17 protein-coding genes are annotated in these 26143 nt (G+C 73.9%); 5 read left to right on the top strand and 12 right to left on the bottom strand.

Annotated elements, in window-relative coordinates:
* The first annotated feature begins 127 nt into the window (after positions 1 to 127).
* Both ACFQO7_RS17290 and ACFQO7_RS17285 read left to right on the top strand, forming a co-directional pair.
* Positions 128 to 364: a hypothetical protein gene (locus ACFQO7_RS17290; RefSeq protein WP_376807288.1), complete on the top strand. Its 237-nt coding sequence runs from the start codon at positions 128 to 130 to the stop codon at positions 362 to 364.
* A 126-nt stretch (positions 365 to 490) separates the two neighbouring features.
* Positions 491 to 1708, top strand: a complete 1218-nt coding sequence (locus ACFQO7_RS17285) for an esterase-like activity of phytase family protein (protein WP_376807287.1) — start codon at positions 491 to 493, stop codon at positions 1706 to 1708.
* Positions 1709 to 1753: 45 nt separating this feature from the next.
* On the opposite strand, the gene ACFQO7_RS17280 is transcribed toward ACFQO7_RS17285, so the two are convergent.
* Positions 1754 to 2704 (bottom strand): endonuclease domain-containing protein, encoded by a 951-nt coding sequence (locus tag ACFQO7_RS17280; protein ID WP_376807286.1) that lies wholly within the window; start codon positions 2702 to 2704, stop codon positions 1754 to 1756.
* A gap of 189 nt (positions 2705 to 2893) precedes the next feature.
* On the opposite strand from ACFQO7_RS17280, the gene ACFQO7_RS17275 reads away from it, so the two are divergent.
* The gene (locus ACFQO7_RS17275; RefSeq protein ID WP_376807285.1) at positions 2894 to 3268 is read left to right on the top strand and encodes a DUF4259 domain-containing protein; all 375 of its coding nucleotides are present in this window, start codon (positions 2894 to 2896) and stop codon (positions 3266 to 3268) included.
* Here ACFQO7_RS17275 and ACFQO7_RS17270 read toward each other — a convergent pair.
* Positions 3265 to 4215 carry an NADP-dependent oxidoreductase gene (locus ACFQO7_RS17270; protein ID WP_376807284.1) on the bottom strand — a complete coding sequence of 317 codons (951 nt, stop codon included), beginning with the start codon at positions 4213 to 4215 and terminating at the stop codon, positions 3265 to 3267. The two genes, ACFQO7_RS17275 and ACFQO7_RS17270, sit on opposite strands and share 4 nt — an antisense overlap.
* 283 nt (positions 4216 to 4498) lie before the next feature.
* Between ACFQO7_RS17270 and ACFQO7_RS17265 the strand changes: the two genes are divergently transcribed.
* Both ACFQO7_RS17265 and ACFQO7_RS17260 read left to right on the top strand, forming a co-directional pair.
* Positions 4499 to 6058, top strand: a complete 1560-nt coding sequence (locus tag ACFQO7_RS17265; RefSeq protein ID WP_376807283.1) for an MFS transporter — start codon at positions 4499 to 4501, stop codon at positions 6056 to 6058.
* Between the two features lie 61 nt (positions 6059 to 6119).
* Positions 6120 to 7484, top strand: coding sequence for a condensation domain-containing protein (locus tag ACFQO7_RS17260; protein ID WP_376807282.1), 1365 nt, complete (start codon positions 6120 to 6122; stop codon positions 7482 to 7484).
* 3 nt (positions 7485 to 7487) lie between these two features.
* Here the strand turns inward: ACFQO7_RS17260 and ACFQO7_RS17255 are convergent, their stop codons facing one another.
* From ACFQO7_RS17255 to ACFQO7_RS17210, 10 genes are all read right to left on the bottom strand, one after another.
* Positions 7488 to 10544: a type I polyketide synthase gene (locus tag ACFQO7_RS17255; protein WP_376807281.1), complete on the bottom strand. Its 3057-nt coding sequence runs from the start codon at positions 10542 to 10544 to the stop codon at positions 7488 to 7490.
* On the bottom strand, positions 10541 to 14023 hold the full coding sequence (locus ACFQO7_RS17250) for an amino acid adenylation domain-containing protein (protein WP_376807280.1): 3483 nt from the start codon (positions 14021 to 14023) through the stop codon (positions 10541 to 10543). The genes ACFQO7_RS17255 and ACFQO7_RS17250 overlap by 4 nt, the downstream gene beginning before the upstream one ends.
* A gap of 2 nt (positions 14024 to 14025) precedes the next feature.
* Entirely contained in the window at positions 14026 to 16377 is a 2352-nt protein-coding gene (locus tag ACFQO7_RS17245) for a lantibiotic dehydratase (protein WP_376807279.1), read from the bottom strand.
* Positions 16370 to 17752, bottom strand: a complete 1383-nt coding sequence (locus tag ACFQO7_RS17240) for a beta-ketoacyl [acyl carrier protein] synthase domain-containing protein (RefSeq protein WP_376807278.1) — start codon at positions 17750 to 17752, stop codon at positions 16370 to 16372. Before ACFQO7_RS17240 ends, ACFQO7_RS17245 begins: the two co-directional genes overlap by 8 nt.
* A complete protein-coding gene (locus tag ACFQO7_RS17235) occupies positions 17749 to 20244 on the bottom strand; it encodes a non-ribosomal peptide synthetase (protein ID WP_376807277.1) in 2496 nt (831 codons plus the stop codon). Before ACFQO7_RS17235 ends, ACFQO7_RS17240 begins: the two co-directional genes overlap by 4 nt.
* Positions 20244 to 21614 carry a DUF6002 family protein gene (locus tag ACFQO7_RS17230; RefSeq protein ID WP_376807276.1) on the bottom strand — a complete coding sequence of 457 codons (1371 nt, stop codon included), beginning with the start codon at positions 21612 to 21614 and terminating at the stop codon, positions 20244 to 20246. The genes ACFQO7_RS17235 and ACFQO7_RS17230 overlap by 1 nt, the downstream gene beginning before the upstream one ends.
* Before the next feature lie 33 nt (positions 21615 to 21647).
* Positions 21648 to 22739 (bottom strand): potassium transporter TrkA, encoded by a 1092-nt coding sequence (locus ACFQO7_RS17225; RefSeq protein WP_376807275.1) that lies wholly within the window; start codon positions 22737 to 22739, stop codon positions 21648 to 21650.
* A gap of 3 nt (positions 22740 to 22742) precedes the next feature.
* Positions 22743 to 23114 carry an aspartate 1-decarboxylase gene (gene panD / locus ACFQO7_RS17220; protein ID WP_360537153.1) on the bottom strand — a complete coding sequence of 124 codons (372 nt, stop codon included), beginning with the start codon at positions 23112 to 23114 and terminating at the stop codon, positions 22743 to 22745.
* A gap of 134 nt (positions 23115 to 23248) precedes the next feature.
* On the bottom strand, positions 23249 to 24793 hold the full coding sequence (locus ACFQO7_RS17215) for an AMP-binding protein (protein ID WP_376807274.1): 1545 nt from the start codon (positions 24791 to 24793) through the stop codon (positions 23249 to 23251).
* The gene (locus ACFQO7_RS17210; RefSeq protein ID WP_376807273.1) at positions 24783 to 25982 is read right to left on the bottom strand and encodes a cytochrome P450; all 1200 of its coding nucleotides are present in this window, start codon (positions 25980 to 25982) and stop codon (positions 24783 to 24785) included. The genes ACFQO7_RS17215 and ACFQO7_RS17210 overlap by 11 nt, the downstream gene beginning before the upstream one ends.
* Positions 25983 to 26143 lie beyond the last annotated feature (161 nt).

Raw genomic sequence — 26143 nt, 5'->3', positions numbered from 1 at the left:
TTCCGGACTTCGACGGTCGGGGTGATGACCAACATGATGATGCGGCGAGAAGGTCGCGCTGACATCGTCTCCGACGGCAGGGCTCACGGTCGCGAGCACGTCCCACGGCGACGGACTCAGCCGGATCATGACCTTCGCGGACCCGGAGGTCTTCCTGCGCGTCTTCGGACCGCGCTTCGACGCCGGGATCTCCGGCGAGGTCGTGCTGCGGATGGCGGCCGACGGCCCGGACTGCCACGGCATCCTGGTCAACTGCGCCACCAGGGAGATCTCGCAGCTGATCAGCAAGGAGACGGCGCAGTCCCTGTGCGGGTCGGCGCCGGCGGCCGACCCGCCCCGGCGGTCCTGGTGGAAGCGGCGCTGAACAACCCGCGGGCGCTTCGACGCCTGGTCCGCACGGCGATCTCCATGCGCCGTTGAGCGGGCGTTCTCGGCGGGTTCAACCGGGATGCCTAACGTCCGGGGCGATTTCTGCGTTCGAGGAGGACTCATGACTCGTCTGCCCCGGCTGGCCCTGACCGGCTTGTCCGTGCTGACCCTGGCGATCGCCCTGCCCACCGGTGGTTCCGCGGCCCCGGCCGAGGCGGAGCGGACCGGTGACTTCGGCCCGGCCGTGCTGACCGGCTTCGCGAAGCTGCCCGCGCTGACGTTCGTGCCCGCCAGCGACCCGTCCGGCTCGCAGCTTGGCACCGCGCCGGTCAACGGGGTCACGCCGCCGTTCGCCGACCAGCCCGTGCAGGGCTTCAGCGGTATCGCCCGCAACGGCGACGGCAGCTACGACGTGCTGTCGGACAACGGCTACGGCAACATCAACAACAGTGGCGACTTCGTGCTGCGCATCCAGCGCGTCATTCCCGACTTCGGCACCAAGCAGGTCGACGTCGTCGGCGGGATCAACCTCACCGACCCGGCCGGGTTCGTGTCGTGGTCGCTGACCCGGGCCGACCGGGTGCTGACCGGGGCCGACTTCGACGTCGAGTCGATCGTGAAGGCCGCCGACGGCAGCTACTGGATCGGCGACGAGTTCGGCCCGTACCTGCTGCACTTCGACCGGGCCGGGCGCATGCTGGCCGCTCCGGTGCCGCTGCCGGGTATCAACGCGCCGGAGAGCGCGGCGCGGCAGGGTGTGACCGCGAATCTGGGCAGCAGCAAGGGCTTCGAGGGCATGGCCGCCTCCGTCGACGGCCGGTACCTGTACCCGCTGCTGGAGGGCACGGTCAGCGGTGACACCGCGGGCACGCTGCGGATCAACCAGTTCGACCGGGCCGCCGGGGTGTACACGGCCAGGCGCTGGACATACCGGCTGGAGTCGCCGTCGAACGCGATCGGCGACTTCATCGCGGTCGACAAGCAGCGTTTCCTGGTCATCGAGCGCGACAACAACCAGGGCGACGCGGCCGCGTTCAAGAAGATCTACCTGATCGATCTGGCCGACCGCGACCGGGACGGCCTGGTCGACAAGACGCTGGTCGCCGACCTGCTGAACATCGCCGACCCGAAGCACCTGGGCGGCACCGCCGACACGTTCCGCTTCCCGTTCCAGACGATCGAGGACGTGCTGATCCTCGACAACCGCACCCTGGCGGTGCTGAACGACAACAACTTCCCGTTCTCGTCCGGCCGCACCCCGGGCCGCCCCGACGACAACGAGTTCATCACCGTCCGCCTCGACCGCTCCCTGCACGCCGACCACCGCGTCCTCGACTGACGGCGCTGGATCGAGATGATTTGTTGTCGTTCCAGCGACAACAAATCATCTCGATCCGGAATCTCGCCGAGGTCCGGGCCAGCCGGCCGCGGTCAGCGCGGCGCGGAGCGCGGCGGCGACCTCGTCAGGTCTATTGCGGACCTGGTGCGAGGTGAAGCGCAGGATGCGATCGCCGCCGGTCCAGATGTCGTTCTGCCGCCGCATGTCCGCCTCCCACTGCCCGGCGTCCATGTGGTGCCCGCCGTCGACCTCGACATGCAGCCGGTACGCCCGCCAGTACGCGTCCCGGTAGCGCACCCGCCCGCTCGCGTCGACCCGCCGATCCTGCAGGTCAGGGGCGGGCAGCCGGTACTTCCGACACAACCGCACGAAGTCGATCTCAGCGAGGCTGCCCGCACCGCCAGCGGCATCACGTACGGTCGCGAGGATCAACTCGCGACGCGGAGCCCGTCGCAACCTGCCCAACACCTCCGACAGTTCGTCGGGCGTCACCAGACGCTGCTGGCAGGCAGCCGCGATCACCTGCTGGGCCTGATCGGGCAACCGCGCCCACGACGCCGCGTCCACCACCGACCGGGCCATGCTGGTGCGCACCGGACGGGCGAGCTGGCAGTCCTGCTCGGGCAGGTGCCCGGTGCGGCGCACCTTCACCGCAGGCATGTCCAGCGGCAGCCGGCGAAAAAGGTCGGCGTGGTGCCCGCCGGCGGGCACCAGCACATCGACCCGCTCCTCCCGAAAGCCGCCCCGCAGACCCCCGGCTCGCGCCGCGGCCAGCCCGGCCAGCCGCGCACCCGGTCCCGCGGCGAGCACAGCGATCCAGCGCTGCTGGTCGACGCTCAACGGTCCCTCGCCCACCACCAGCACACCCCGGCACACCTGCCGCCACCGCCCGGTGCGCACCCGATGGCGCACCTTCCCCGGCGTCAACATCCCACTGGCCTGCGCCCAGGTCACCACATTGCTCTGCGCGAACAACACCCACTCCCACTCCTCCATGCAGGCAGCCTGACCTGGACCTAGATGATTTGTGGTCGTCAGGGCGACAACAAATCATCTAGGTCCACGACTGAGGTGCGACCTCGCACCGGCGGGTAGGGGTCAGGGATCGCGGGATCGGTCAGGAGGGTTCGAAACTGTCCCTCCTCGTCGGTAGGCTGCCTGCGGCAACCGGCGCAGGAGGTAGGCATGGGGACCTGGGGAAGTGGGAACTTCGACGACGACACCGCCGCCGACCACCTGTCGATGCTGACCGACCGGCTCATCAGCGAGGTCACCGAGGCGATGTCCGGTGATCCGGTGGAGATCGAGCCCGACGAGTACTGGGGCGTCGCGGTGCCGTGCAACCTCGAGCTGCTGCACCTCATCGCCCAGCAGGGCTGGGTCGGCGCCGGGCTGCCCGAGCCCGAGGTCATCGACGGCTGGAAGACCCGGTTCCTGGCCGCCTGGGACGGGGCCATCGGCGGGCTGGAGCCCGCGCCAGGCTTCAAGGAGCAGCGGCGGGCCGTCCTGGAGCGGACTTTCGACCAGCTGTCCGAGCTGGCCGCGGACAAACGCGACTAATCGGCGACGTGGATGACGATCTTTCCGCGGCGGCGGCCGTGTTCGAGGGCCTCGTAGCCTGAGCGGGTCTCGGCCAGGGGCAGCACGCGGTCGAGCACCGCACGCACCTTGCCGGCGTCGACGAGTTCCGCGATCGCCCGCAGGGCCTCCCGGTCGGGCTTGACGATGAAGTACGTCGCGCGTACGCCGTGGCGTTGGGCCTCCTGCTGGTCGGGTGGGGCGGCGATGGCGACCAGGATGCCGCCGGATTTCAGGACAGGCCACGCCTGGGCCTGTGCGGTCGCTCCGGCGACGTCGACGACGACGTCCACATCCCGGACATGGTCGGCGAGGTTCGGCTGCTTGTAGTCGATGGCCTGCTCCGCTCCCAGGCCTTCGACGAATTCGAGATCACCGGCCGACGCGGTGGCGCTCACCCGGGCCCCGAGCGCGGCCGCGAGCTGCACCACGTACATGCCGACGCCACCCCCGCCGCCCAGCACCAGCACGTGCTGCCCCGGCTGCACGTCGGCGTGTTCGCGTAGCGCCTCCCAGGCGCTCAGGGCCGCCAGCGGCAGCGCCGCCGCGTGGTCGTGGTCGACGGTGGCGGGTTTGGCGGCCACGACGTCGGCGGGCAGGACGACGTACTCGGCGGCCGCGCCGTTCAGGGTGAACGGGATCAGGCCGTAGACGGCCTCGCCCACGGCCGGACTGTCGACGCCCGCGCCGGTCGCCGCGACAACGCCGGAGAACTCGTGCGACGGGGTGACCGGGGTGCGCTCGGGGCCTGAGCCGTCCGAGGTGTATGTCCAGGTCTCCGGCCAGGTGAGCTCCTGCGGGGTCATGGAGGCGGCCTTCACTGCCACCAGCACCTCGCCCGGCCCCGGCTCGGGCCGTGGCGCCCGCTCGTAGACGAGCTGTTCCGGGCCGCCTCGGGCGTGCGCCCGCACCGCCAACATCGTGCTCATCCGCCCGCCGCTCCCCTCCGATCATCGACGCCCGGCCTGCCGACCGGGTGTCTTTCGGGATGTAACCGCAGCTGAACACCCCCATTATCGGGCGTACAGTCGTCCGCTCACCGGGGTTCGCGCGTGTGGAAACCGCCCGCGCGGTGCGGAAACAGGACAGTGTGACGCATCGGTGGGCCCCAACGACGTGGCTCTATGCTGTGCTTCCCGCCGGACGACGACCGGTGGCGGAGCAGCCGTGGAGGGGACTGTGACCGAGCCGGTGCGGGCGGCCTGATCCGGATTGGACACGCTGCCCCGAAGCCACCGCGCCGACCTGGTCAGGCTCATCGCCGCGGAGGCCATCTCCAACATCGGCACCCGGATGACCTTCTTCGCGGTGCCGTGGCTGGTGCTGGTCACCACCGGCGACCCGGTGAAGGTCGGCCTGGTCGCCGGTGCCGAGACGCTGACGTACGTGGTCAGCGGGGTGCTCGCCGCGCCGTTGCAGGACCGGGTCGGGGCCCGGCGTACGTCGCTGTGGTCGGACGTGGGCAGTGTCGCGGTGATGGCGGCGGTCGCCGTGGTCGGCGCGCACGGGTTCGGGCTGCTGCTGGCGCTGGTCGCGGTGCTCGGGGTGCTGCGCGCGCAGGGCGACCGGGCCAAGGCGACCATGGTGGTGCCGCTGATGGGCGCGGCGGGCAGCGACTACGCCCGGGTCGCGGCGGTGCGCGAGGGCGTGCTGCGCACGTCCACGCTGGCCGGGTCGTCGCTGGCGGGGATCGCCGTGGTGGTGTTCGGGCCGATCGGCGGGATCTGGATCGACGCGGCGACGTACGCGGTCGCGGTGGTGCTGATGGTGCCGGTGCGGGCCGCGGTGACGGCGGCCGCCGACGCGAAGACGGCCGTGCCCTACTTCACCGCGCTGCGGGAGGGGTTCACCTGGTTCCGGCGCAACCGGCTGATGCGCGCCGTGACCGGGATGCTGTTCTTCACCAACCTGTTCAACCAGGCCAGCGCCGTGGTGTTCGTGCCGCTGTGGGTGTACCAGACGATGGACGACCCGGCGGCGCTGGGCGCGGTCGCCACCGCGTACGCGCTGGGGCTCATCGCCGGGAACGTGCTCGTCGCCTGGGTCGCGCCGATCATGCCGCGCTACCCGATGCTGGTGGCCGGGTATCTGATCGGCGGGGTGCCGCGCTTCATCGTGCTGGCGCTGACCGACGACCTGCTCGTGATCGTCGTGGTGACGCTGGTCGGCGGGATCTTCATGTCGTCGCTCAACCCGACGGTCAGCGCGATGATCTACCAGCGCACGCCGAAGGAGATGCTGTCGCGGATGGGCGGCATCATCACGGCGGTGGCGTTCGGCGGCGCGCCGCTGGGCGGCCTGCTCGCCGGATACCTGGTGCAGTTTCTGGGGCTGAGCAACGCGATCCTCGTCGCGACCGGCCTGTACTTCGCGGTGACGCTGACCCCGGTGATCGGGCACCGGCTGTGGCGCGAACTCGACGACACCGCACCTCCCCCGCCCAAGCCCGGCGACGGCAAGCCGCTGCCCGCGCTGTACGGGCTGGCCGGCGCTGCCACCGGGCCCCGGGTCAGCCTCCGCTACGCCGACGGCCGGTGGACGGTGCGGGCCCGGCACGGGCTGCGCAGGCTGGTGTCCGAGCGGCCCCTGCCACCCAAGACCGCGGCAGCCGCGCTCGCGCGGCTGGAGGCCGAGCCGGTGCTGTCTGCGGTGCGGGCCGCGATCGACCACGATCGTGCCCTCACCGAGAACCGGACCCGAGCGGTACGCGCCCAGGCCGCACTCCTGGACCGGCACCTGTCCGAACTGAACCGGGCCCTGGAAAGCGGTTAGGAACACGACGAACGGCTGGACACCGTCCGCACCCGACTCCAGGATGTTCACCATGCTTGATGTGACAGCGGAATCGCCCGTCAACGTCCGGCCGTCACATCTGGTGGAGCTGCCGCTGACCCCGTTGCAGGCCCGCTGGTGGCTGCTGTGCACGACCCACCCCAGCGGCATGTCGCCGCTGGTGGACCTGGTGCACCGGTTCCGCGGCCCGCTGGACGCCGACGCCTGGGCGCGTGCCGTCGACACGGTCGTGAACCGGCACGAGATCCTGCGCACCCTGTTCGCCGACCGGCCGGACGGACCGGTACAGGTCGTCGGCCCCGCGAACGGCATCACGATGGAGGTGCTCGACCTGCGCGACCTCCCGGGCGACCAGCGCGAGCAGCGGGCCCGCGAGCTGCTGAACGAGCGCCGCACCCTGGCCCTGGACCTGCGGACCGGCCCGCTGGTGCACACGTCGCTGCTGCGGCTGGCCGACGACGACCACGTGTGGCGGATGACGATCCACCACATCCTCGCCGACGGGGCCTCGCTCGGCGTCATCGACCGCGAACTCGGCCTGCTCTACCCGGCGCTGGTCGCGGGAACCGAGCCGGACCTGCCCGAGCTGCCCGTCCAGTACGGTGACTTCGCCTGGTCGCAGTCCGTCGCGGACACGGAGAAGGAGGACGAGGACCGGGAGTACTGGCGCGAGCAGCTGGCGGGGCTGGCGCCGCTGGAGCTGATCGACGCGCTGCCGCGGCCCGCGGTCAAGGGCGCGCCCGCGGCGCAGCTCGCCCGGACCGTGGACCCGGAGCTGGGCCGGCGGGTCGAGGAGCTGGGCCGGGCAGCGCGGTGCACGCGGTTCATGGTGCTGCTCGCGGCGCTGCACGTGCTGCTGTACCGGGCGAGCGGCCGGGACGACTTCGCGATCGGCATCCCGGTGGCCGGGGTGGGACGCACCCGGCCGGAGCTGGCCCGGCTGGTGGGGCTGTTCAACAACGCGCTGGCGCTGCGCGGCGATCTGTCCGGCGACCCGACATTCCGGGAGCTGCTGGCGCGCACCCGGGAGACGGTGATCGACGCGCTGGACCACCAGGACCTGCCGTGGGGGCAGGTGGTCGCGGCGCTCGACGAGCCGTCTCATCCCGGCCGGGCGCAGGGATTCCAGGCGATGTTCCTGCACGAGGAGGTCGAGGTCGCGAGCCGGCTCGCCCTGCCGGGACTGGCCGTGGAGGACTTCGGCCTGGGCATCCCGAAGGTGCTGCACGACCTGATGGTGTACGCCCGGCCCGGCCCGCAGGGCCTGTCGACGACGTTCGTCTACGACACGGGGCTGCTGACCGAACCGGTGGTGGCCGGGCTCGCCGACGGGTACGAGCGCGTGCTGCGCACCGTGGTCGACGAGCCCGACATCCGCCTGTCGGAGCTGGTCAAGCGGGCCTGACGGTCACGCCTTGGCTTTGGCGGCGGCCCGGCGCTGCTCGATGGTCCGGGCCATGGCGTCCAGCGTCGGCGCGTCGAAGATCAGCCGCATCGACAGCCGCACCCCGAACGACGCCCGCACCTGGGCGACGAGCTGCACCGCGGTCAGCGACGTGCCGCCGATGGCGAAGAAGTCGTCGTCGGGCTTGATCCGCTCGATGCCCAGCAGCGAGGTCCAGATCGGCGCGAGAGCGGCCGCCACCTCCGGCTCCGCCGCGCTTCCTGCACCCGTGGCGCTGCCGGTCGGCGGTGTTCCGGTATGGGCCGTGCCGCCCGTGGTCGCGCCGTTCCCGGCCGTGGACGGCGCCGCCGCAGGGAGGACCTGGACGGTCACCGGCGGATCGGGGTCGATCCAGTGGCGGGTCCGCTCGTAGGGGTAGCCGGGCAGCGGCACCCGCCGGCCGGCGCCGTCGAACGTCAGCGGCACCCCGTGCACCCACAGGGCGGCCGCCGCGGCGTAGCAGGTGAGCAGGTCGTCGGCGGGGTCGGCGGGCAGGCTGTGCAGCGGGGCGGGGCCGTCCTTGGGCGCCTGCATCTGGGCGAGACCGGCAAGCCGGCGACCCGGCCCGCACTCCAGGAACACGGTCGCGCCACCGGCCAGCGCCGTCGCGACACCGGGTCCGAACCGGACGGGTTCGTGCAGCAGGCCGGCCCAGTACGCCGGGTCGCGGGTCTGGTCGGCGGTGATCGGTAGCCCGGTGCGGCAGGACAGGTAGGGGCTGCTCGGGGCGGCCGGGCGGGCGGCCGCCACCGCGGCGGTCAGCTCGGCGAGCATCGCTTCGGTGACGGCCGGCGGGAACGCGTGCACGGTGCGCAGCCGCCGGGTCGCGATCTTGCGGCCGGAGGGTTCGGTGAGCCGCTCCAGCAGTTCGGCCGGGCCGGTGACGACGCAGGTAGCGGGGCCGTCGACGGCGACGATCGACGCCTGCGGCGGCAGCAGCGCGGCGAGCCTGTCCGGGGCGGCCGAAACGGTGAACGCGGTCCCGGCGGCTTCGCGTGCGAGCCGCCCGTGCAGGGCGACCAGGCGCAGCGCGTCGGCCAGGTCGAAGACCCCGGCCAGTGTCGCGGCGACGTACTCGCCGACGCCGTGGCCGAGCATCGTGGCCGGTCGCAGGCCCCACGACTGCCACAGCCGCGCGGTGGCGTAGCCGGCGGTGAACGCGGCGAGCAGTGGGTCTGCCAGCAGCTCCCGGGCGTCGCGCCCGGCCGCCGTGGCGCACCCGTCGACGGCGGCGGCGAACTTCGGTTCGGCGTCGTACAGGCCGAGGCCGACCGGTCCGGGTGCCTGGTCACCGAACAGCAGGACCACACGCGGGTTGGCCACGGCGATGCCGGACAGGCGGCGCTGCGGGTCGCGGAGCGCGACTACCGCGTCGGGCCCGTCGGTGGCGACGACGGCGGCGCGGTAGGGATGCTCGGCCCGGCCCGCCCGGAGGGTGAACGCGACGTCGGCCAGGTCCGGGTCACCGGCTGCGGCCAGGTGGTCGGCAAGCCGCGCCACGGCGGCGTCACGGGCCGCCGCCGACCGCGCCGAGACGATGAGCGCCTGCGGCCTGCCCGGTTCAAGGACGGCCGGAGTGGCAGGGGCGGCGCTGCTGCCGGCCGCCGCGTGCGGTGACGACCGCTCCGGGGCCGGTGGCGCTCCGGACGGCGCGGACGCGGCCTGCCCGGTTGCGGCGGGCCGCGGTGCGCGGACAGGGCCCTGCTGGAGCACGACGTGGGCGTTGGTGCCGCCGATGCCGAAGGAACTGACCGCGGCTCGGCGCGGTGTCGGGCCCGTCTCCCAGGTGGCCAGGGCCGCGTTGACGTAGAACGGGCTCTCGTGCAGGTGCAGGGCCGGGTTGGCCGCGGTGTAGCCGAGGCTGGCCGGGATCCGGCCGTGGTGCAGGGCGAGCGCGGTCTTGATGAGACCGACGACGCCCGCGCCCTGGCTGAGGTGGCCGATGTTCGACTTGACCGAGCCCAGGGCGCACCACTGCCGGTCGGCGCGGCCGCGGCCGTACACGGAGGTCAGGGCTTCGACCTCGATGGCGTCGCCGAGGGCGCTGCCGGTCGCCGACGCCTCGACGTAGGTGACGGTGCGCGGGTCGACGCCCGCGGTGGCCAGGGCGTTGGCGACGGCGGCGGCCTGCCCGGCGACCCCGGACGCGGTGAAGCCGACCTTGGCCGCGCCGTCGTTGTTGACCGCGTTGCCGAGCACCACGGCGTACACCTGGTCGCCGTCGTCGACCGCGTCGGCGAGCCGTTTGAGCAGCACGACTCCCCCGCCGCTGCCGGCCACGACCCCGGAGCCGGCCGCGTCGAACGGGCGGCAGTGCCCGTCGGCGGAGTCGGCCGCGCCCTCGCGGTGCAGGTAGCCCCGGTCGCCGGGCAGCTCGATGCTGACGCCGCCCGCCAGCGCCATGTCGCACTCGCCCGCGCGCAGTGCCTCGGCGGCCATGTGCACGGCGACCAGCGAGGTGGAGCAGGCCGTGTAGACGCCGACGCTGGGCCCGCGCAGGTTCAGGTGGTACGAGGCGAGGGTGGTGAACGTGTCGGCGTGGTTGCCGTTGCCGATCGTGGTGTGGTCGGTAACCGCCATGATCGCCCGGTTGGCGTGGATGTGCTGCCAGCGGTAGGTCTCCATGCCCCGTCCGCCGTAGACGCCGATGTCGCCGGGGAAGCGGGCCGGGTCCCAGCCCGCGTGTTCCAGGGCGCTGTGGCACAGCTCCAGGAACAGCCGGTGCTGCGGGTCGGCGAGCGCCGCCTCGCGCGGGGTCAGGCCGAACAGGCCCGCGTCGAAGTCCTCGACGTCGTCGAGCAGGTAGCCGACCGGCACGAAGTCGGGGTCGTCGAGCTGTTCGGCCGGGACCCCGGCGCGCAGCAGGCGCTCGCGGCTCAGCTCGGTACGCGCGGACCTCCCGGCGACCAGGTTGTCCCAGAAGCGGGCCAGGTCGGGCGCGCCCGGCACCCGGCAGGCCATGCCGATCACCGCGATGGGCTCAGCTCCATCGGTCTGGTCGTCGGTCAGGTCGTCGGTCACCGGTGATCTCCTTCGGTCGCGGCGCGGTGCCGGGTCCGCGCACGCCGGGCCGCGCCCCGGCGCAACGCCAGTTCCACCGCGTCGTCGGGGTCGCCCGCGGTCGCGACACCGTCGAGGAAGGACGCCAGCGCCCGTACGGTCGGGTGGCGGAACAGGTCGACGACGCGCAGGTCCCGGCCGAGCATCCGGTTGAGCCGCTGCTGCACGGTGACCGCGGCCAGCGAGCCGCCGCCGGAGTCGAAGAAGTTGTCGGTCACCCCGACGGCTTCGCGGCCCAGGACCTCGCACCACACGGCGGCGACGGCGTGCTCGGTCGGCGTGATGGGCGGTGCGCCTGCGGTGTTCTCCGGTCGCTGCGGTCGTGCCGTGGCCCGAGGGGAGGCGACGGCGGTGACACCGCGCGACGGGGCCAGCTCGCCGCCGGTGAGGTCGCCCGCCGCGACACCACGGGTGATCACCTGCCGGAGCGAGTCCAGCAGCAGGTCCATCCGGGACACGTCGTAGAGGTCGCTGTTGTGGACGATCTCCAGCCGCATCCGGCCGTCGCGTTCCACGCCGTACAGCGTCAGGTCGAACGCCGAGCCCGGCGCGGGCACCGGCACCGGCTCGCTGACCAGGCCCTTCAGGTCCAGCCGTGGGGCGGCGAAGTTGAACACGTTGAACAGCACCTGGACCAGCGGGCTGCGGACCGTCTGACCGCCCAGCCCGAACGCCTGCACCAGGCGTTCCAGGGGCGCTTCGGGGTGCGCCAGCGCGGCGATCAGCTCGTCGCGGGCCGCGCGCACGTGCTCGGCGAAACCGACCGCGGCGTCGGCGCGCAGCCGCAGCGGGGTGATGTCGACGAAGAAGCCGACCATCGGTTCGAAGTCGGGGTGGCGGCGGTCCACCGCCGGGGTGCCGATCACGAGTTCGTCCTGCCCGGCCCAGCTCGCCAGGACCAGCCCGAACGCGGCCAGCAGCACCGCCGACGGGGTCGCGCCGTGCTCGCGGGCGAAACGGTGCAGGTCGGCGGTGGTGTCAATGTCGAGCCAGGCGCCGCAGTAGCCGGCGGGGTAGGTCTGCTCGGCGGGCCGGGGCCGGTCGCCGGGCACCTCGAGCACGGTCGGCGCACCGTCCAGGTGGGACGTCCACCAGCCGAGGTCGGTGTCGGCGCGCTGCTCGCGCCGCTCGGCCCGCCAGGCCACGTAGTCACCGTAGGTGGCGGGCAGCGGCGGCAGGGCCGCGCCGGCGTACGCGGCGGCGAGGTCGTCGTAGAGCATGGCCTGTGACCAGCCGTCGAACACGGCGTGGTGGGCGGTGACCGCCCACACGTGCTCGTCCTCGCCGAGCCGGAACAGCCGGTGCCGCCACAGCGCGTCGGTGGCCAGCCGGAACCGCCCACCCGCCTCCGCGGCCAGCTGCGCGGCGAGCTCGCCTTCCCGTTCGGCCGGGGACAGCGCGCTCAGGTCCGTGACCGGCAGCGGCACCGGTCCCACCGGATCGAGCACCGCGTACGGCACCCCGTCCGCGTCCGGGATGCGCCAGCGCAGCACCTCGTGGCGCTCGGCGACGGCGGTCAGCGCGGCGCGCAGCGCCTGCTCGTCGAGGGGTCCGCGCAGCCGTTCGGCGAGCACGATGTTGTAGGCGGCGGCGGCTTCGGGCGAGTAGCGCTCCAGGAACCACAGTCGCTGCTGGGCGGGCGACAGCGCGGGCGGGCGGCCGCGTACCGGCGGCTCGTCGCCGAGCACGGCCGCGGCCGACGCGCGGGCCGCGATCGCCCGCAGGGTGCGGCCCTGCAGCACGTCCTCGATCGCCACGTCGCGGCGCAGGCGCGGGCGCAGGGCGGCGACCAGGCGCATCGCGGTGATGGAATGCCCGCCGGTGTCGAAGAAGTCGTCGTCGCGGCCGACCCGGGCCAGCCCCAGCAGCTGGGCCCAGACGGCGGCGACCTCGGCCTCCGCCGGTGTGGCCGGCGCGGCGAACGGCGTCCCGCCCACGGAGCCGGTCTCCGCGACGAGCCGGTCCAGGTCGACCTTGCCGCTGGACAGCAACGGCAGGTGCGGCACCACGCTGATCCTGGTGGGGACCATCGCGGGCCCGAGCCGGGCCGCGACGTGCTCGTGCAGCGCCTGTGCGGTCGCGGCACCGGTCGTGAACGCGACCAGCTGCTTGCCACCCGGGCTGTCGACCGCCGCGACCGCGGCGTGCCCGACCTCGGGGTGGCTGCGCAGCACCGCCTCGACCTCGCCGATCTCGACGCGCTGACCCCGGATCTTCACCTGCCGGTCGACGCGCCCGAGGAAGTGCAGCAGCCCGTCGGGTTGGCGGACCACCAGGTCACCGGTGCGGTACAGCCGCTCGCCCGGCACCTCGGAGAACGGGTCGGGCACGAACCGCTCCTCTGTCAGCTCCGGCGCGCCCAGGTAACCCAGGGCCAGCCCGGCTCCCCCGGCCAGCAGCTCGCCGGGTACGCCGTCGGCGACCGGGCGCAGGTGCTCGTCGACGACGTGCACCCGGTGGTTGGCGGCCGGGCGGCCGATCGGCAGCGGCCGGTCCCGGTCACCGCTCGCCTCGAACCAGGTGACCAGCACCGTCGTCTCGGTGGGACCGAACAGGTTGAGGAACCGGCGACCCCCGGACGTCCAACGTGCCACCTGCTCCGGCCCCGGCGCCTCGCTGCCGGTCAGCACCACCCGCAGCTCGGGCAGGCCGGACGGGTCCAGCACGGGCAGCAGCGCCGGGGGCACGAAGGCGACCGTGACCCGGTGCCCGGCACAGAACCCCTGCAAGCGGGTCGGGTCGGCCCGGTCGGCGGTCCCGACGAGCGCGACCGTGCCACCAGCCGCGAGCGGGGCCAGGATGTCGATGACGGAAGCGTCGAATCCGATCGACGCGAAACCCAGCGAGACGCTGTCGCGGGTGAGCCCGGCGATCACGGCGAGGCTGGTCACGAACTCGGTCAGCGCCCGGTGCGGGATCATCACGCCCTTCGGCCGACCCGTCGACCCCGACGTGAACATCACGTAGGCGAGGTCGTCGCCACCTGCCGGAGCCGCCTGGACCGAGGCTCCCGTCGGCGCATCCGGACCAGGCGTCTGCGGGAGCGGTAGCAGGTGGAGGTCGGTGCCGTCGAGCGCCCGTGCGCCGACCGTATCGCAGACGACGGTTCGCAGGCCTGCCTCGCGGGCGATGTCGCGCAGCCGTGCGGGTGGCAGGGCGGGGTCCAGCGGCACGTAGGCCGCGCCCGAGGCCAGCACCCCGAGCAGCCCGGCGACCAGCATCGGCTGCCGGTCGGCGCAGACGCCGACCAGCGGCTGCGGGCCGTTCGCGCGCAGCGCGGCGGCCAGCTCGTCGGCGGCCGTGCACAGCTGCCGGTAGGTGAGCACGGTGTCCCACTGCCGGACCGCGATCGCGTCGGGAGCCGCCGCGGCCTGGTCGGCGACGAGGTCGGCATAGGCGCGGTCGGGGAACGGCAGGGTCTCACCCGATGTCATCGACATGGTCAGCTCCTCGTCGGTGCGGTCGCGGGGTCGCGGATCGCCATCCGCAGCTCGCTGAAGTAGCGCCGACCGGCCCCGTCCGGCACCCACGCCTGCTCGGGGCCCGGCAGCATCTCGGACACCGTCAGCGGCACCCCGGGGCCGCCGGTGCGCGCCGAGGCCCGGACCATCGCCACGAACGCGGCGACGTACGCCGGGCTGGTGAAGTCGACGTAGACCGGTTTGACCTCGGTGCCGACCCGGACGAACACCTGCTCGGGCAGCCCGAGCTCGTCGCGCCAGCGGCGTACGGCTAGGTAGCGGGCGGCCTCGTCGGGCAGGTCGGCGGCGCGGGCGCAGTCGGCGACGGTGGTGCGCCAGGTCTGCCGGTGCACGACCAGCCGGCCGATGCTCACCCGCGGGGTGTGCGCCCCGTCGGCGACCACCTTGAACGCGTTGACCGCCCGCGACGACAGGAACGGGCCGAACAGTTCCAGCAGCGGCCAGGACCGGCCGTCCGGGGCGTGCCCGGTCAGCTCACCGTCCACGAGCGACACCGTCACCGCGGCCAGCGGCAGCACCTGCGCCGGATCCGGCACTGGCGCGGGGGTGTACGCCAGCCGCACGTCGCCCGGCCCGTCGAGGGTGAACGCGATCCGGGCGGTGAACTCGGGGAAGTCCACCGGGTAGAGCAGCAGGGTCCGGTCGCCCAGGTCGCGGTGCAGCGCGGCGCGCAGCGCGCCCGGGTCGGGGTGGAAGCGGGTGAGGGTGCCGCTGTCGCAGGTGAGCCAGGAGACGTGCAGCTCGCCGAGCACCGCCGTGAACTCGCCGTCGGCCAGGGCCTGCGCGCTCGGCGCGCACAGGTGCAGGTCGGGGCTGTGCAGGCGGGCCGCGGTCCAGCCGGGCTCGGTCGCGCCGAACAGCCGGGCGACCCCGGCGCGGACCTCGGCAGGGTCGAGGGTGATCGGGCCGTCGGCCGGGCCGGTCAGGCCGAGCAGCCGCGACCAGCGGGTGGTGAAGTCGGCGAGCACGTCGGCGACCGGCCCCTGCCCGAACAGGACCCCGAGGGCGGCGTCGAACAGGTCGCCCAGCACCACGGGTCCGTCGGCGGCGGCGTCGTCGTACAGCTCGCGCAGCGCTTCGGTGAACGCTCCGGCCATCGCGGCCGTCAGCCAGCGGGCGGCCTCCAGCAGCGGCACGAGGGTGTCGGCGAGGACGGTCAGCAGCGGCTCGCCGAAGGCGACGTCCAGGTCGCGCAGGGTCTCCTCGTAGGCCAGGCCACGCCCGGCGTAGGTGGCGCCGGGGCGGTGCAGCACGTCTCCCCCGGTCACCGCGGTGAACTCGTCCTGCAACCGCAGCAGGGCGGCCCGGACCGCGTCGGCGTCGCCGGCCGCGGCAGCGAGCACGTCGCGGGCGGCGAGCAGTCGGGCCAGCCCGGCGAGCGCCTCCTCCCGCAGCGCCGGTTCGGCGACGGCGGACAGGCGGCGCTCCAGTTCGGACTCGGCGAGCACGGTCAGCGGCAGTTCGACACCCCAGCGCAGCAGGTCCTGTTCGGCGAGCTGGGTCAGCGCGAGGAGCGCGTCCGAGGTGGTGCGCAGGCCAGTACGCGGCTCGGCCAGCGCCAGCGCGGCCACTTCGTGGGCGCTGCGCACGCCGTCGCACGCGTCCAGCAGGACCGCGTGCGCCGGGGACAGCCGCCGCGCGGGCAGGCCCGCCTGCAGCAGGTCGTCGCCGCGCAGCGCGAGCTGGGGCTGCCGGGTCACGGGCAGCCAGGGCCGGAACCTCGGGTCGGCGGCGAGCCGGTCGGCGTACGCGGACAGGACCCGGCGTTCCAGGTCGACGACGCGGGCCCGGACGAGATCGGGACCGGCTTCGACACGGGCGGTGTAGTCGTCGGCGGTCAGCGACGCCCAGCAGACGGGCCCGAAGAAGCCGATGGTGTCGTTCTTGGCGCAGTAGCGCTGCCAGTAGCGGGTCACCAGGATCTCGCGCGGGCGGTGGCGCGCGTTGCGGTTCGCCTCCGGGCCCGCGCGCAGCAGCCCGTCGAGGGCCTCGACGGCGTTCAGGCTCTGCCAGGTCACCGCCTCGCGGAACAGCGGATCGGCGGCGATGCCGTGCAGGCGGGCGGTCATCCGCCGGGTCGCGGCCGTGAACGCCTCGTCGAACGGGACGCGGTCGGCTCCGGTGGCGAGATACGCGTCGGCCTCCTTGGCGCACTCGGGCGCGGCGAGCAGGTCGAGGCCGGTCGCGGGGAACCCGGGCGCGCGCAGCACGGCCGAGCGCCACGCGTGCCATCCGGTGTCACCGAGCGGCACGAGCCCGTCCGGCTCGGTGGTGCCGGTGTTCCGCCATCCGAGCTTGTCGGTCTCACGCATGCCCGGCCGCCACGGGTTCGATCCAGTGCCGCCGCCGCTGGAACGCTCGGCCCGGCTGCCAGGGCCGCGGCGGGCCGGAGCTGTCCGGGGCCTGGCCGACAAGCACGTGGGCGTTGGTGCCGCCCAGCCCGAACGAGCTGACCCCGGCACGCCGCGGGCCCGGCCAGTCGCGCACTTCGGCACTGACGGTGAACGGCGTGGCCGCCAGGTCCACATCGGGATGCGGGCGCCGGAAGTGCAGGGTCGGCGGGATCTTCCCGTCGCGTACGGCGAGCACCGTCTTGATCAGGCCGAGCACTCCGGCGGCGGCGTCGAGGTTGCCGGTGTTGGGCTTCATCGAGCCGAGCACGCACTGCCCCGGCCGCGCGCCGGACGCCCGGAACGCGCGGGTCAGCGCCTCGATCTCGATCGCGTCGCCGACCGGGGTGCCGCTGCCGTGGCCCTCCACGAAGCCGACGCCGCCCGCGTCCCAGTCGGCGGCGGCCAGCGCCTCGGCGACCACAGCGGCCTGACCGGCCACGCCCGGCACGCTGAAGCCGGCGCGGGCCGCGCCGTCGTTGTTGACCGCCCAGCCGGCCAGCACGCCGTGCACGTGGTCGCCGTCGGCGAGCGCGTCGGCGAGGCGTTTGAGCACCACCGCGCCGCCGCCGTTGCCGAAGACCTGGCCGGTGGCGTCCGCGTCGTACGGCCGGCACACCCCGTCGGCGGCCCACGTGCCGCCGGGCCGGTGGCGGTAGCCGAGCTGCCCGGTCGACACGACCGCCGACCCGCCCGCGATCGCGACGTCGCACCGGAAGTCGAGCAGGCTCTGCGCCGCCTGGCACACCGCGACCAGCGACGACGAGCAGGCCGTCTGCACGGCCACGGCCGGCCCGGTCAGGCCCAGCGCGTACGCGACCCGGGTCGGCAGATAGTCGCTCGTGCCGCCGGCGAGCGCGTCGTCCCAGTCGTCGGGCAGCGGCCCGGCCGGTTTCACGGCCGGGTTGCCGAGCAGGTGGTGGCGCAGGTAGCGGTTCACGCCGCAGCCCGCGAACACGCCGATCTGCGCCTGCCGACGTGCGGGGTCGAGCCCGGCGTCCTCCAGCGCGTGCCAGGCCGTCTCCAGGAAGATCCGATGCTGCGGGTCCAGCAGCGCGGCCTCGGTGTCGGAGTAGCCGAACAGCCCCGCGTCGAAGTCCTCCAGCGCGTCCAGCCGCCCGAACGCGGGCACGTACGTGCCGTCGGTGGGCAGGCCCGCGGCGTCGAATTCGGCCGGGGTGGACCGGCGAACCGCGTCCACCCCGTCCAGCAGGTTGCGCCACAAGGTCGGCACATCCGGCGCACCTGGCACCCGGCAGGCCATGCCCACGACGGCGATCAGGTCGTCGTCGCTCATGACGGCGTGTCCACCCGTTCAACCGAACCCTGCCGGGCGGCGCGGCGGCGGCGCATGCGCTCGGCGATGTGCCCGGGGTCGGCCACCGGCTGTGCGTCGAGATCGGACCAGGCGTCCACGGCGGCCGGCCTGGCCTGAGCACCCACAGCGTCGGCAGCCTGGCCCGCCGCTGCCGGGTGGCCCCCAGGTCGGGCGGCCGCCGGCCCGGCCTCGGGGCGTGCGGCGCGCAGGTGGGCGGCGAGGCCGGCGACGGTCGGGAACTCCAGGAGCCGGAGCATCGAGATCCGCTCGCCGAGCACTTCCCGCAGCCGCTCCTGGACCAGCGCCAGCAGCAGCGAGTGCCCGCCCAGGTCGAAGAACGCGGTGTGCCGGTCCACCTCGGCCACGCCGAGGGCGTCGCACCAGGCCGCCGCGATCACCTTTTCCAGCTCGTCGGGCGCGACGGCGGTGCCGCCGGTCCGTTGTGTGGGCAGGGCCGGACCAGGCTCCGGCAGTGCGCGGACGTCGAGCTTGCCGGTGTCGCCCATCGGCAGCGCGTCCAGGATGACGACGGCACGCGGCACCATGTAGTCGGGCAGCAGGTCGGCCAGCGCCGCCCGCAACGCGTTCGGATCCACGGACGCGGCGGCGGCGGGAACGGCGTACGCGATGATCTCCTTGCCGTGCCTGCCGTCGCGGGCGACGACGGCGGCCTGTCCGACGCCGGGCAGGGCCGCGAGCCGCGACTCGACCTCGCCCAGCTCGACCCGGTAACCGCGGATCTTGACGAGCCGGTCGGCGCGGCCGAGGAAGATCAGCCGCCCGTCCGGCAGCCGCCGCGCGACGTCGCCGGTCCAGTACGCGCGGGTGCCGCGATACTCCCGGAACCGGCTCGCGGTCAGCTCCGGCCGCCCGTGGTAGCCGAGCGCCACGTGCGGGCAGCGGACCACGACCTCGCCGGTCAGGCAGGCCGGCCGCCCGGCGGCGTCCACGAGCACCACGTCGATGCCGTCGAGCGGGTGCCCGATCGGCACCACCGCGTGATCGAGCTGGGTGTCCGGGCCGAGGTGGTGCTGCGCCGCGAAGCTGATCTCCGTGGTGCCGTACCCGTTGACGAACACCGCACCGGGGGCGAAGTGGCGGCGGCACAGCTCCACGTCGTGCCGGGTGACCTCCTCGCCGCCGAGCAGCACCGCGCGCACGCTCGGCAGCCGCCCGCCCTCGCCGAGCCCGGCCAGCAGGTAGCGGTACACGGTCGGGGTGGAGTGGTAGACGGTCACGCCGTGCCGGTCGATGGTCCGCGCGAGGTGGCCGAGGCCGTGCGCGCGGATGTCGGACGGCACCGCGGCGGCTCCGGACAGGATCGCGCCGAACAGGTCGGTGACCGCCATGTCGTACCCGAACGAGGTCAGCACACTGGTCCGGTCCGCCGGGGTGATCGCGAAGTTGCGGATGTGGTTGGCCACCCCGAACAGCACGTTGCGATGGCTCTGCACCACGGCCTTGGGCGCGCCGGTCGAGCCGGAGGTGTAGAGCAGGTAGGCCGGATCGTCCGGCATGGCCGGCCCGGCGAGGGCCGCCACCAGCTCGTCGAGGTTCCCGGACGGTGTGTGCGCGCCGATGTGGACCATCGTGAGATCCGGTCGGCCCGCCTCGGCGGCGATACGCCGGGCCAGGTCGGCGTGCGTGGCGTCGACCAGCAGCACGTCGGCGTCGCTGTCGGCGAGGATGTGCGCCAGCCGCCCGGTGGGGAAGCTCGGCTCCAGCGGCACGTACGCTCGGCCGCCCGCCAGCGCGGCGAGCAGCCCCACCACCGTGGTCGCGCCGTGCCGGCACAGCAGCGCCGCCCGTCCGCCGGGGGTGTCACCGATCGCGGCCCGCACCGCCGCCGCGGTGGCCGCCACCGCCGACCCGAGTTGCCGGTAGGTCAGCTCCCCGTCGTCGGCGAGCACCGCGAACCGGTCGGGATGCCTGGCCACCTGCGCGGCGAACGCGGTGCTGATCGTGTCCGCGCCGGGCTCCCACCCGGTCGGCTCCCGGCGCGGCCCACCGTGCAGCACGGCCAGGTCACCGGGACGGCCGCGCTCGTATGCCGAGTCCGGCAGCAGGTCCGCAGTGGACCGGCCGGGTTCGGCAGCCATGACCGACAGCAGCGTCGCCAAGTCTGCGGCGAACGCCGCGGCCAGCTCGTCCGGGCAGCCGCGCACGACCAGCGCGCCGTCCGCGCCGGGCAGCACCGCCAGGTCGGTGAGCTGCCCGCCGGTATCGGCCGACGACGCCTGGTCCGGCAAGCCGCGGTCCGGGGCCGCCCACCGGGTGACCAGGTCGTGGACCGAGCCGTCGGCGGTCAGGTCGAAGTGGGCGACGCCGTCGGGGCAGCGCACCGACTGCGCCGCGCGGCCGGTGTAGCGGCGGGCCAGCAGCGCGACGGCAGCGTGGGCGGCCCGGTCGGCGGTGACACCGCAGGCTCTGGCCAGCTCGTCCACCGCCGCCGGGGGCAGGACGATCGCCATCAGCGGCCGCCCAGGACCGCCGCCGCGATCTCCTCCACCGTGGACACCTCGGCGTCCGGCTCGGACACCGCGTAGTCGTCGTCGCGGTAGCTGCCCGAGCCGTGCACCACGATCTCCCGGCCGGCGGGCACGAGTCCCCGGTCGATCGCGTTGAGCACGCCGGTCAGCGCCATGACGATCGACCATTCGCGCAGGTCGGCCGGGTCGGCGGGCAGCTCGCAGGGGGTGTTGCGCAGCCAGTCGCGCAGCTGCGGGTAGCGGGCGACGCACTCGTGCCGCGACACCGTGATGCCGTCGCCGCCGTACCGCTTGATGAGGTCGTTCATGGCGGGCGAGGTGACCGGCTGGTGCGTGTAGAAGGTCGGGTCGAGCACCTCGGCGAGGTTGTCGGCCACGGCCGGGAAGTGCGGGTCCGCGTCCTGCGACCAGAGGCCGGTCGCGGCGTCCATCCGGTAGGCGGGCAGCCCGTCCCGGGAGAACGAGCCGGTGCGCAGGTTGAGCACCATGTCCGGGGTGCCCAGGTGCTGCACCAGCAGGAAGCCGGGCCGGGGCGAGCCGTCGGCGCGGCCGGAGTCCTCCAGCACGTCCCGGCCGAGGTTGTAGCCGAGCAGGCCGAACGCGCTGGACACGGCATGGGCGTGCCAGCGCGGCGCGGCGGCGATCGCCGGGGCGGCGTCCAGTTCGAACGCGGCGCGGGCGGCGTCGGCGACGAGGTAGTTCGGCAGGGCCAGGGAGAACCACAGCGTGGTGCCGTGCTTGTCGTACGCCTCCTGCGCGTACGCGTCGACGAAGGCCCGGCCGAGCGCCTTGACCCCCTCGGGCTCCGCGCCGCCGAAACGCAGCAGCGGGTTGGCGGCCCGCAGCGCGGGGTCTGCCGACAGCGCGTCGCGGCGGAACTTGTGCCGGGTCGAGGCCGGGGCCAGCACGACGACGCGCAGCTGCTCGGGGGTGACCAGCTTCGCGGCGATGGCGCGGCTGACCGCGTCGCGCAGCGCGATGCCCTTGTTGGCCGACGTCGGGGTGAAGACGCAGATCGACTCGCCGGTGCGCCGTATGTGCTCCACAGCGCGGGCGACGATGAGCATGGACGGGAACGTCTTGGTGGTGTGCGTGCCGGGGTTGCCGGTCAGGTCCATGAACTGCACGCCGTGGCCGCCGTGCGCGCCCAGCTCGCGCCAGGTGGCGTTGGCGGCGGCGAAGAACTGCCGCACGTCGTCGGACAGGTCCGGCAGGTCGAACCCGGGCGCGAAGCCCGCCGTGCCGGCCGGGCCACCGGGGCCCGCGCCCAGCCGGGCTACGGCGGCGGCGATGACCTGGTAGTAGTCGACGATGAGGTTGCGGGTCACCGGGGCGGTCGCTGTCGTGAGCACCCTTGCTCCTTTTGGGTCGGCGTGGGGTTCGGTTCAGATGAGGGCCGGGCTGGGGCTCGTGGCCCGCAGCCGGCGGCGCAGCACGCGGAACAGGTCCTGCACCGCGTCGTAGTCGGTGGCGTCCCAGCCGTGCGCCAGCTCGGGCAGGTGGGGCTCCAGCGCGACCACCGCGGCGGGCAGGTGCCGGACCCGGCCGCCGCCGAGTTCGATGCCGTCGCGGCGACCGGCGCGCACGTTCCACTCGATCGCCTCCGCCGGGCTCAGGCCCGGCAGGTTGAGCGCGAGCCCGCCGCCGGTCAGCCGCACCGGGTAACCGCCGGGCAGGCCGAGCGGCCCCGGCAGGCTGGTGTGCACCTCCGCGCCGGACAGCAGGTCGACGAGCAGGCGCGCGCCCGCGTGCCCGGCGATCGCGTTGAGCTGCGGCCGCGGCAACGCCCGGTCGGGCGCGAGCAGGGCCGTCACCCCGGGCACCGGCCGGCCGTCGCGCCAGGCAAGCACGTCGTCGCCCGGGTCGTCGGGGGCGTCGAGGTGCGCGTGGTGGCCGAGCACGGCCAGCCGCCGCTGGTCGGGCAGGCCCAGCGCGGCCTGCAGGCAGGCAGCCAGGGTGGCGACGTTGCCGACGCCGCAGAGCACCGGCAGGCCCATGGCGGCCAGCAGCGGATTGACCGCGTCGGGGAAGCAGGCGTTGATCAGCGCGGTGTGCGGGCTCGCCGTGGTGATCGCGCGGGCCAGCCGCACCACGACGGTGGCCTGCAATGGCAGTGTCACCCCGAACCCAGCCCGCCCGACCAGCCGCGTCCACGGCGAGGGCCGCTCCACCTTCTCGTACGGCGACTGCGCGGACGCGCAGCACACCAGGTACGTCGGCTGGAGCCGGGCCAGGGTGGCGGCCTCGTCGCCGAGCCGCTCCCCGGTGAAGCTGATCGCGGTGCCCGCCACGGCGGCGCGGGCCCGGCAGTGGCGGGCGATGGCCGACACCGCGTCGGGGTTGCGGGCGAGCACCGTAACCTCGATCGGGGCCGCGTTCAGCGCGCCGTGCGGCGGCGCGAGCACGGCCAGCGACTCGCAGATCGAGGTCGCCAGCGAGCCGCTGCCGACGATGGCGATGTGGTGCCGGTTCGTCATGGCTCAGACGGCGGGATCGCTGTGCACGGCGGCGATGCGGTTGGCCTCGTCGACGAAGACGACCTTCGGCTTGCTGTCGCGCGCCTCGTCGTCGCTCATCATCGCGTACGCCGCGATGATGACCAGGTCACCGGGGTGGATCAGGTGCGCGGCCGCGCCGTTGACGCAGACCACGCCGCTGCCCCGCTCGCCCTCGATGACGTAGGTCTCGAGCCTGGCCCCGTTGGTGACGTCGAGGACGTGGATCAGTTCACCGGGCAGCAGGTCGGCGGCGTCCATCAGGTCGGGGTCGAGGGTGAGCGAGCCGACGTAGTGCAGCTCCGCCTGGGTGACCGTGGCCCGGTGGACTTTGGACTTGAGCATGGTGCGGTACATATTCCGCGCAGCCTCCGATGACAGGACATGTCCGAGTGGGTGTTCGACGGCGAGGGCGGGGCCTTCGCGGAAGCCATTCTCACATGGAAATACTCGAACAGATAGTTGCTGTCACAGATATGCCACAGCCCGCTCTATCGCACCGCCGCACCCGCCTTTTCCAGGTATTTCTCGCGCAACAACCGCTTGTCGATCTTGCCGAGCGCGGTCAGTGGAAGGCGATCCACGAAGTCCACCGTCTGCGGCGCCCACAGTGAATTGAGGCGCTCCACACACCATTGCCGCAATTCGTCGATGTCGGCCGAGACGTCCGGATGGAGCTGGACCACGGCGTGCACCGCCTCGCCCAGCCGCTCGTCCGGGACCCCGATCACCGCGGCCGCGCCGACCGCCGGATGGGCGTCGAGCACGTCCTCGACCGTGCGGGAGTACACGTTGGACGACGTCAGCCCGGTGACGATCATGTCCTTGGCCCGGTCGACGAGGTACAGGTACCCGTGCGCGTCCAGGTAGCCGACGTCGCCGGTGCACAGCCAGCCGTCGACCAGCGTCTGGGCGGTCAGCTCGGGCTGCCCCCAGTAGCCGGACGTCATCAGCCGCGCCGACGCCCACACCTGCCCCACCTCGCCCGCGGCGACCGGCCGGCCCACGTCGTCGCGGATCTCCACCCGGGACGGCGGCAGTGGCCTGCCGCACGAGGCCAGCCGCTCGGGGAACGCCGGATCGTGCTGCGCCGCCGGGTACGCGGCCAGCAGCGTCGCCTCGCTCATCCCGTACGCGACCAGCACGACCGGGCCGAACCGGTCCATCGCCTGGGCCAGCCGGGACGGGGCGATCGCGCTGCCCGCGCACGACAGCATGGTCAGGCTGCCGGTGTCGGTCGCGGCCAGGTCCGGGTGGTCGAGCACCTGGTACAGCATCGGCGGCGGCAGCGTCGCCACGGTGATCCGCTCCCGCTGCACGGTGGCGAGGAAGCGCCCGGCGTCGAAGCCGTCGTGCTGCACCAGCAGCCCACCGCTGAACAGCGTGATCAGCCCCGCGGCCTGCTGGCTGGAGTGCCAGAACCCGGCCACCGCGAGCTGCCGCAGCCGCGGCCCGCCCGCGTCGAGCTGCCGCTGCGCCGCGGCGAGCACATGGGCGAAGAAGTCGTGCCGGTGGTGCACCAGCTTCGGCAGGCCGGTCGTGCCGCCGGTCTGGAACAGCGACTGCGGCTCGGCGTCACCGGCCGGCGTCAGCGCGTCCGACAGCGTCCCGGCGACGTCAGGGCCGGCCCCGCCCGCGCCGATACACAGCGCCGGCAGGTGCGGGGCCTGGGCGGCCAGGCCCGCGCCGGGCTCGGCGTGGGTGCGGGCGTCGTAGACGAAACCGTCCACGTCGGCCAGCGCGAGATATCGCGCGCTCTGCGAGGGCGGGGCGTTCGGCGCGACCCACACCGAACGGCAACCGAGCAGGTGCAGCGCGAGCTGCGCGTACACGGCCTCGGGCTGGTTGCCCGCGAGCACCGCGATCGCCGAACCGGGCCGCACGCCGTGCCCGCGCAACGCCGCCGCCATGCCGAGCACGGCGGCGCGCAGCTGCGCGTACGTGATGCGCCGGTCGCCGTGCACGATCGCCTCGGCGTCGCCGTGCCCGGCGAACAGCTCCAGCCCGCGGCGGACGTAGTTGTCCTCAGCCGCCATGGCACGCGACGGTGAGCGTGTCGTGCCCGCGCAGGATCAGCGGCTTGGCCACGGTGCCCGGCTGCTGCGCCAGGGCCAGCTTCGGGAACCGGTCGAACAGCGCCGGGAACGCGACCTGGCCCTCCAGGCGGCTCAGCGCCGCGCCGAGGCAGTAGTGCGGGCCGAAGCCGAAGCTCAGCGACCCGGGATCGGGCCGGGCCGGGTCGAACGCGTCCGGGTCGGTGAACCGCGCCGGGTCCCGGTTCGCCGCCCCGATCATGACGAGCACCGCCTGACCGGCCGGGCAGGGCACGCCCTCGATCTCGGCGTCCTCCGGCGCGTACCGCACCAGGATCTGCACCGGCGGCTCGAAACGCAGCATCTCGTCGACGTACGAGCCGACGTTGTGCGGGTTCAGCTCCGCGCGCAGGTGCGGGCGCTCCAGCAGCATGGTCAGGCCGTTGCCGAGCAGGTGGGTCGTCGTCACGAACCCGGCGTTGAACGTCGTGATCAGGTTCGCGACGAGCGCGTCGTCGCCGAGGTCCGTGGCGGCCAGCAGGCTGACCAGGTCGTCGCGGGGCTCGCTGCGGCGCTTGCCGACCAGGTCCGTGAAGTACGCCGACAGCTCCCTGGCCGCCGTGTCGGCGCGGACCATGTTGCGCCAGTTCGCGCCGTCGAGTTCGAGGATCGCCCCGATCGCCAGCACCCGCGGCCGGAACCAGGCCAGGTCCTCCTGCGGCACGCCCAGCAGCTCGGCCATCACGCTGCTCGGCAGCAGGTAGGCGAACTCGCCCATGAACTCGACCGGGCCGTCCGCGGCCAGCTGCGCCAGCCGGTCGAGCAGGCGCTCGGTCAGGTCCGTGACCGCGTGCTCCAGCGCGCCGACCCGGCGCGCCGTGAACGCCCGGCCGATGATCTGCCGTACGCCGTCGTGGGCGGGGCCGTCGGTGAAGAACATCGAGTCGCGCAGCACCCGCAGCGCCGGATGCCGCCGCCACTGCGGGGTGTGCAGGTCCAGGTAGGCCGCGTCGAGTTGCCGGAACCGCGGGTCCTTGAGCACCTGGGCGACCGCGTCGAAGCCGTGCACCGCCACGGCGAAGCCCTGCGCGCCGCCGTCCACGGGCACGGCGACGCCTTCGCGGTGCAGGCGCGCGTAGAGGGCCGGCGGATCCACACGTCCCTCTTCGGAGAGCAGTGCATTGAGATCCATGAGCACGTTCCTACCACACCGGCGAACCCGCCGGTATGCCGTCCTGCCTGGCCCGCAACGAATCCCAGCTCCGGCATGCGGACGGCGGAACGCTGCCGGAAACCGGACAGCGCGGCACCGGCGAACGCGGTCGGATGACCGGTCCGGGTCGCCGCGCGGCG

The organism is Catellatospora aurea (assembly GCF_042663325.1).
GTDB lineage: Bacteria > Actinomycetota > Actinomycetes > Mycobacteriales > Micromonosporaceae > Catellatospora > Catellatospora aurea.
The sequence above is the reverse complement of the archived record's forward strand: the minus strand, read 5'-3'. Positions and strand labels throughout refer to the sequence as shown.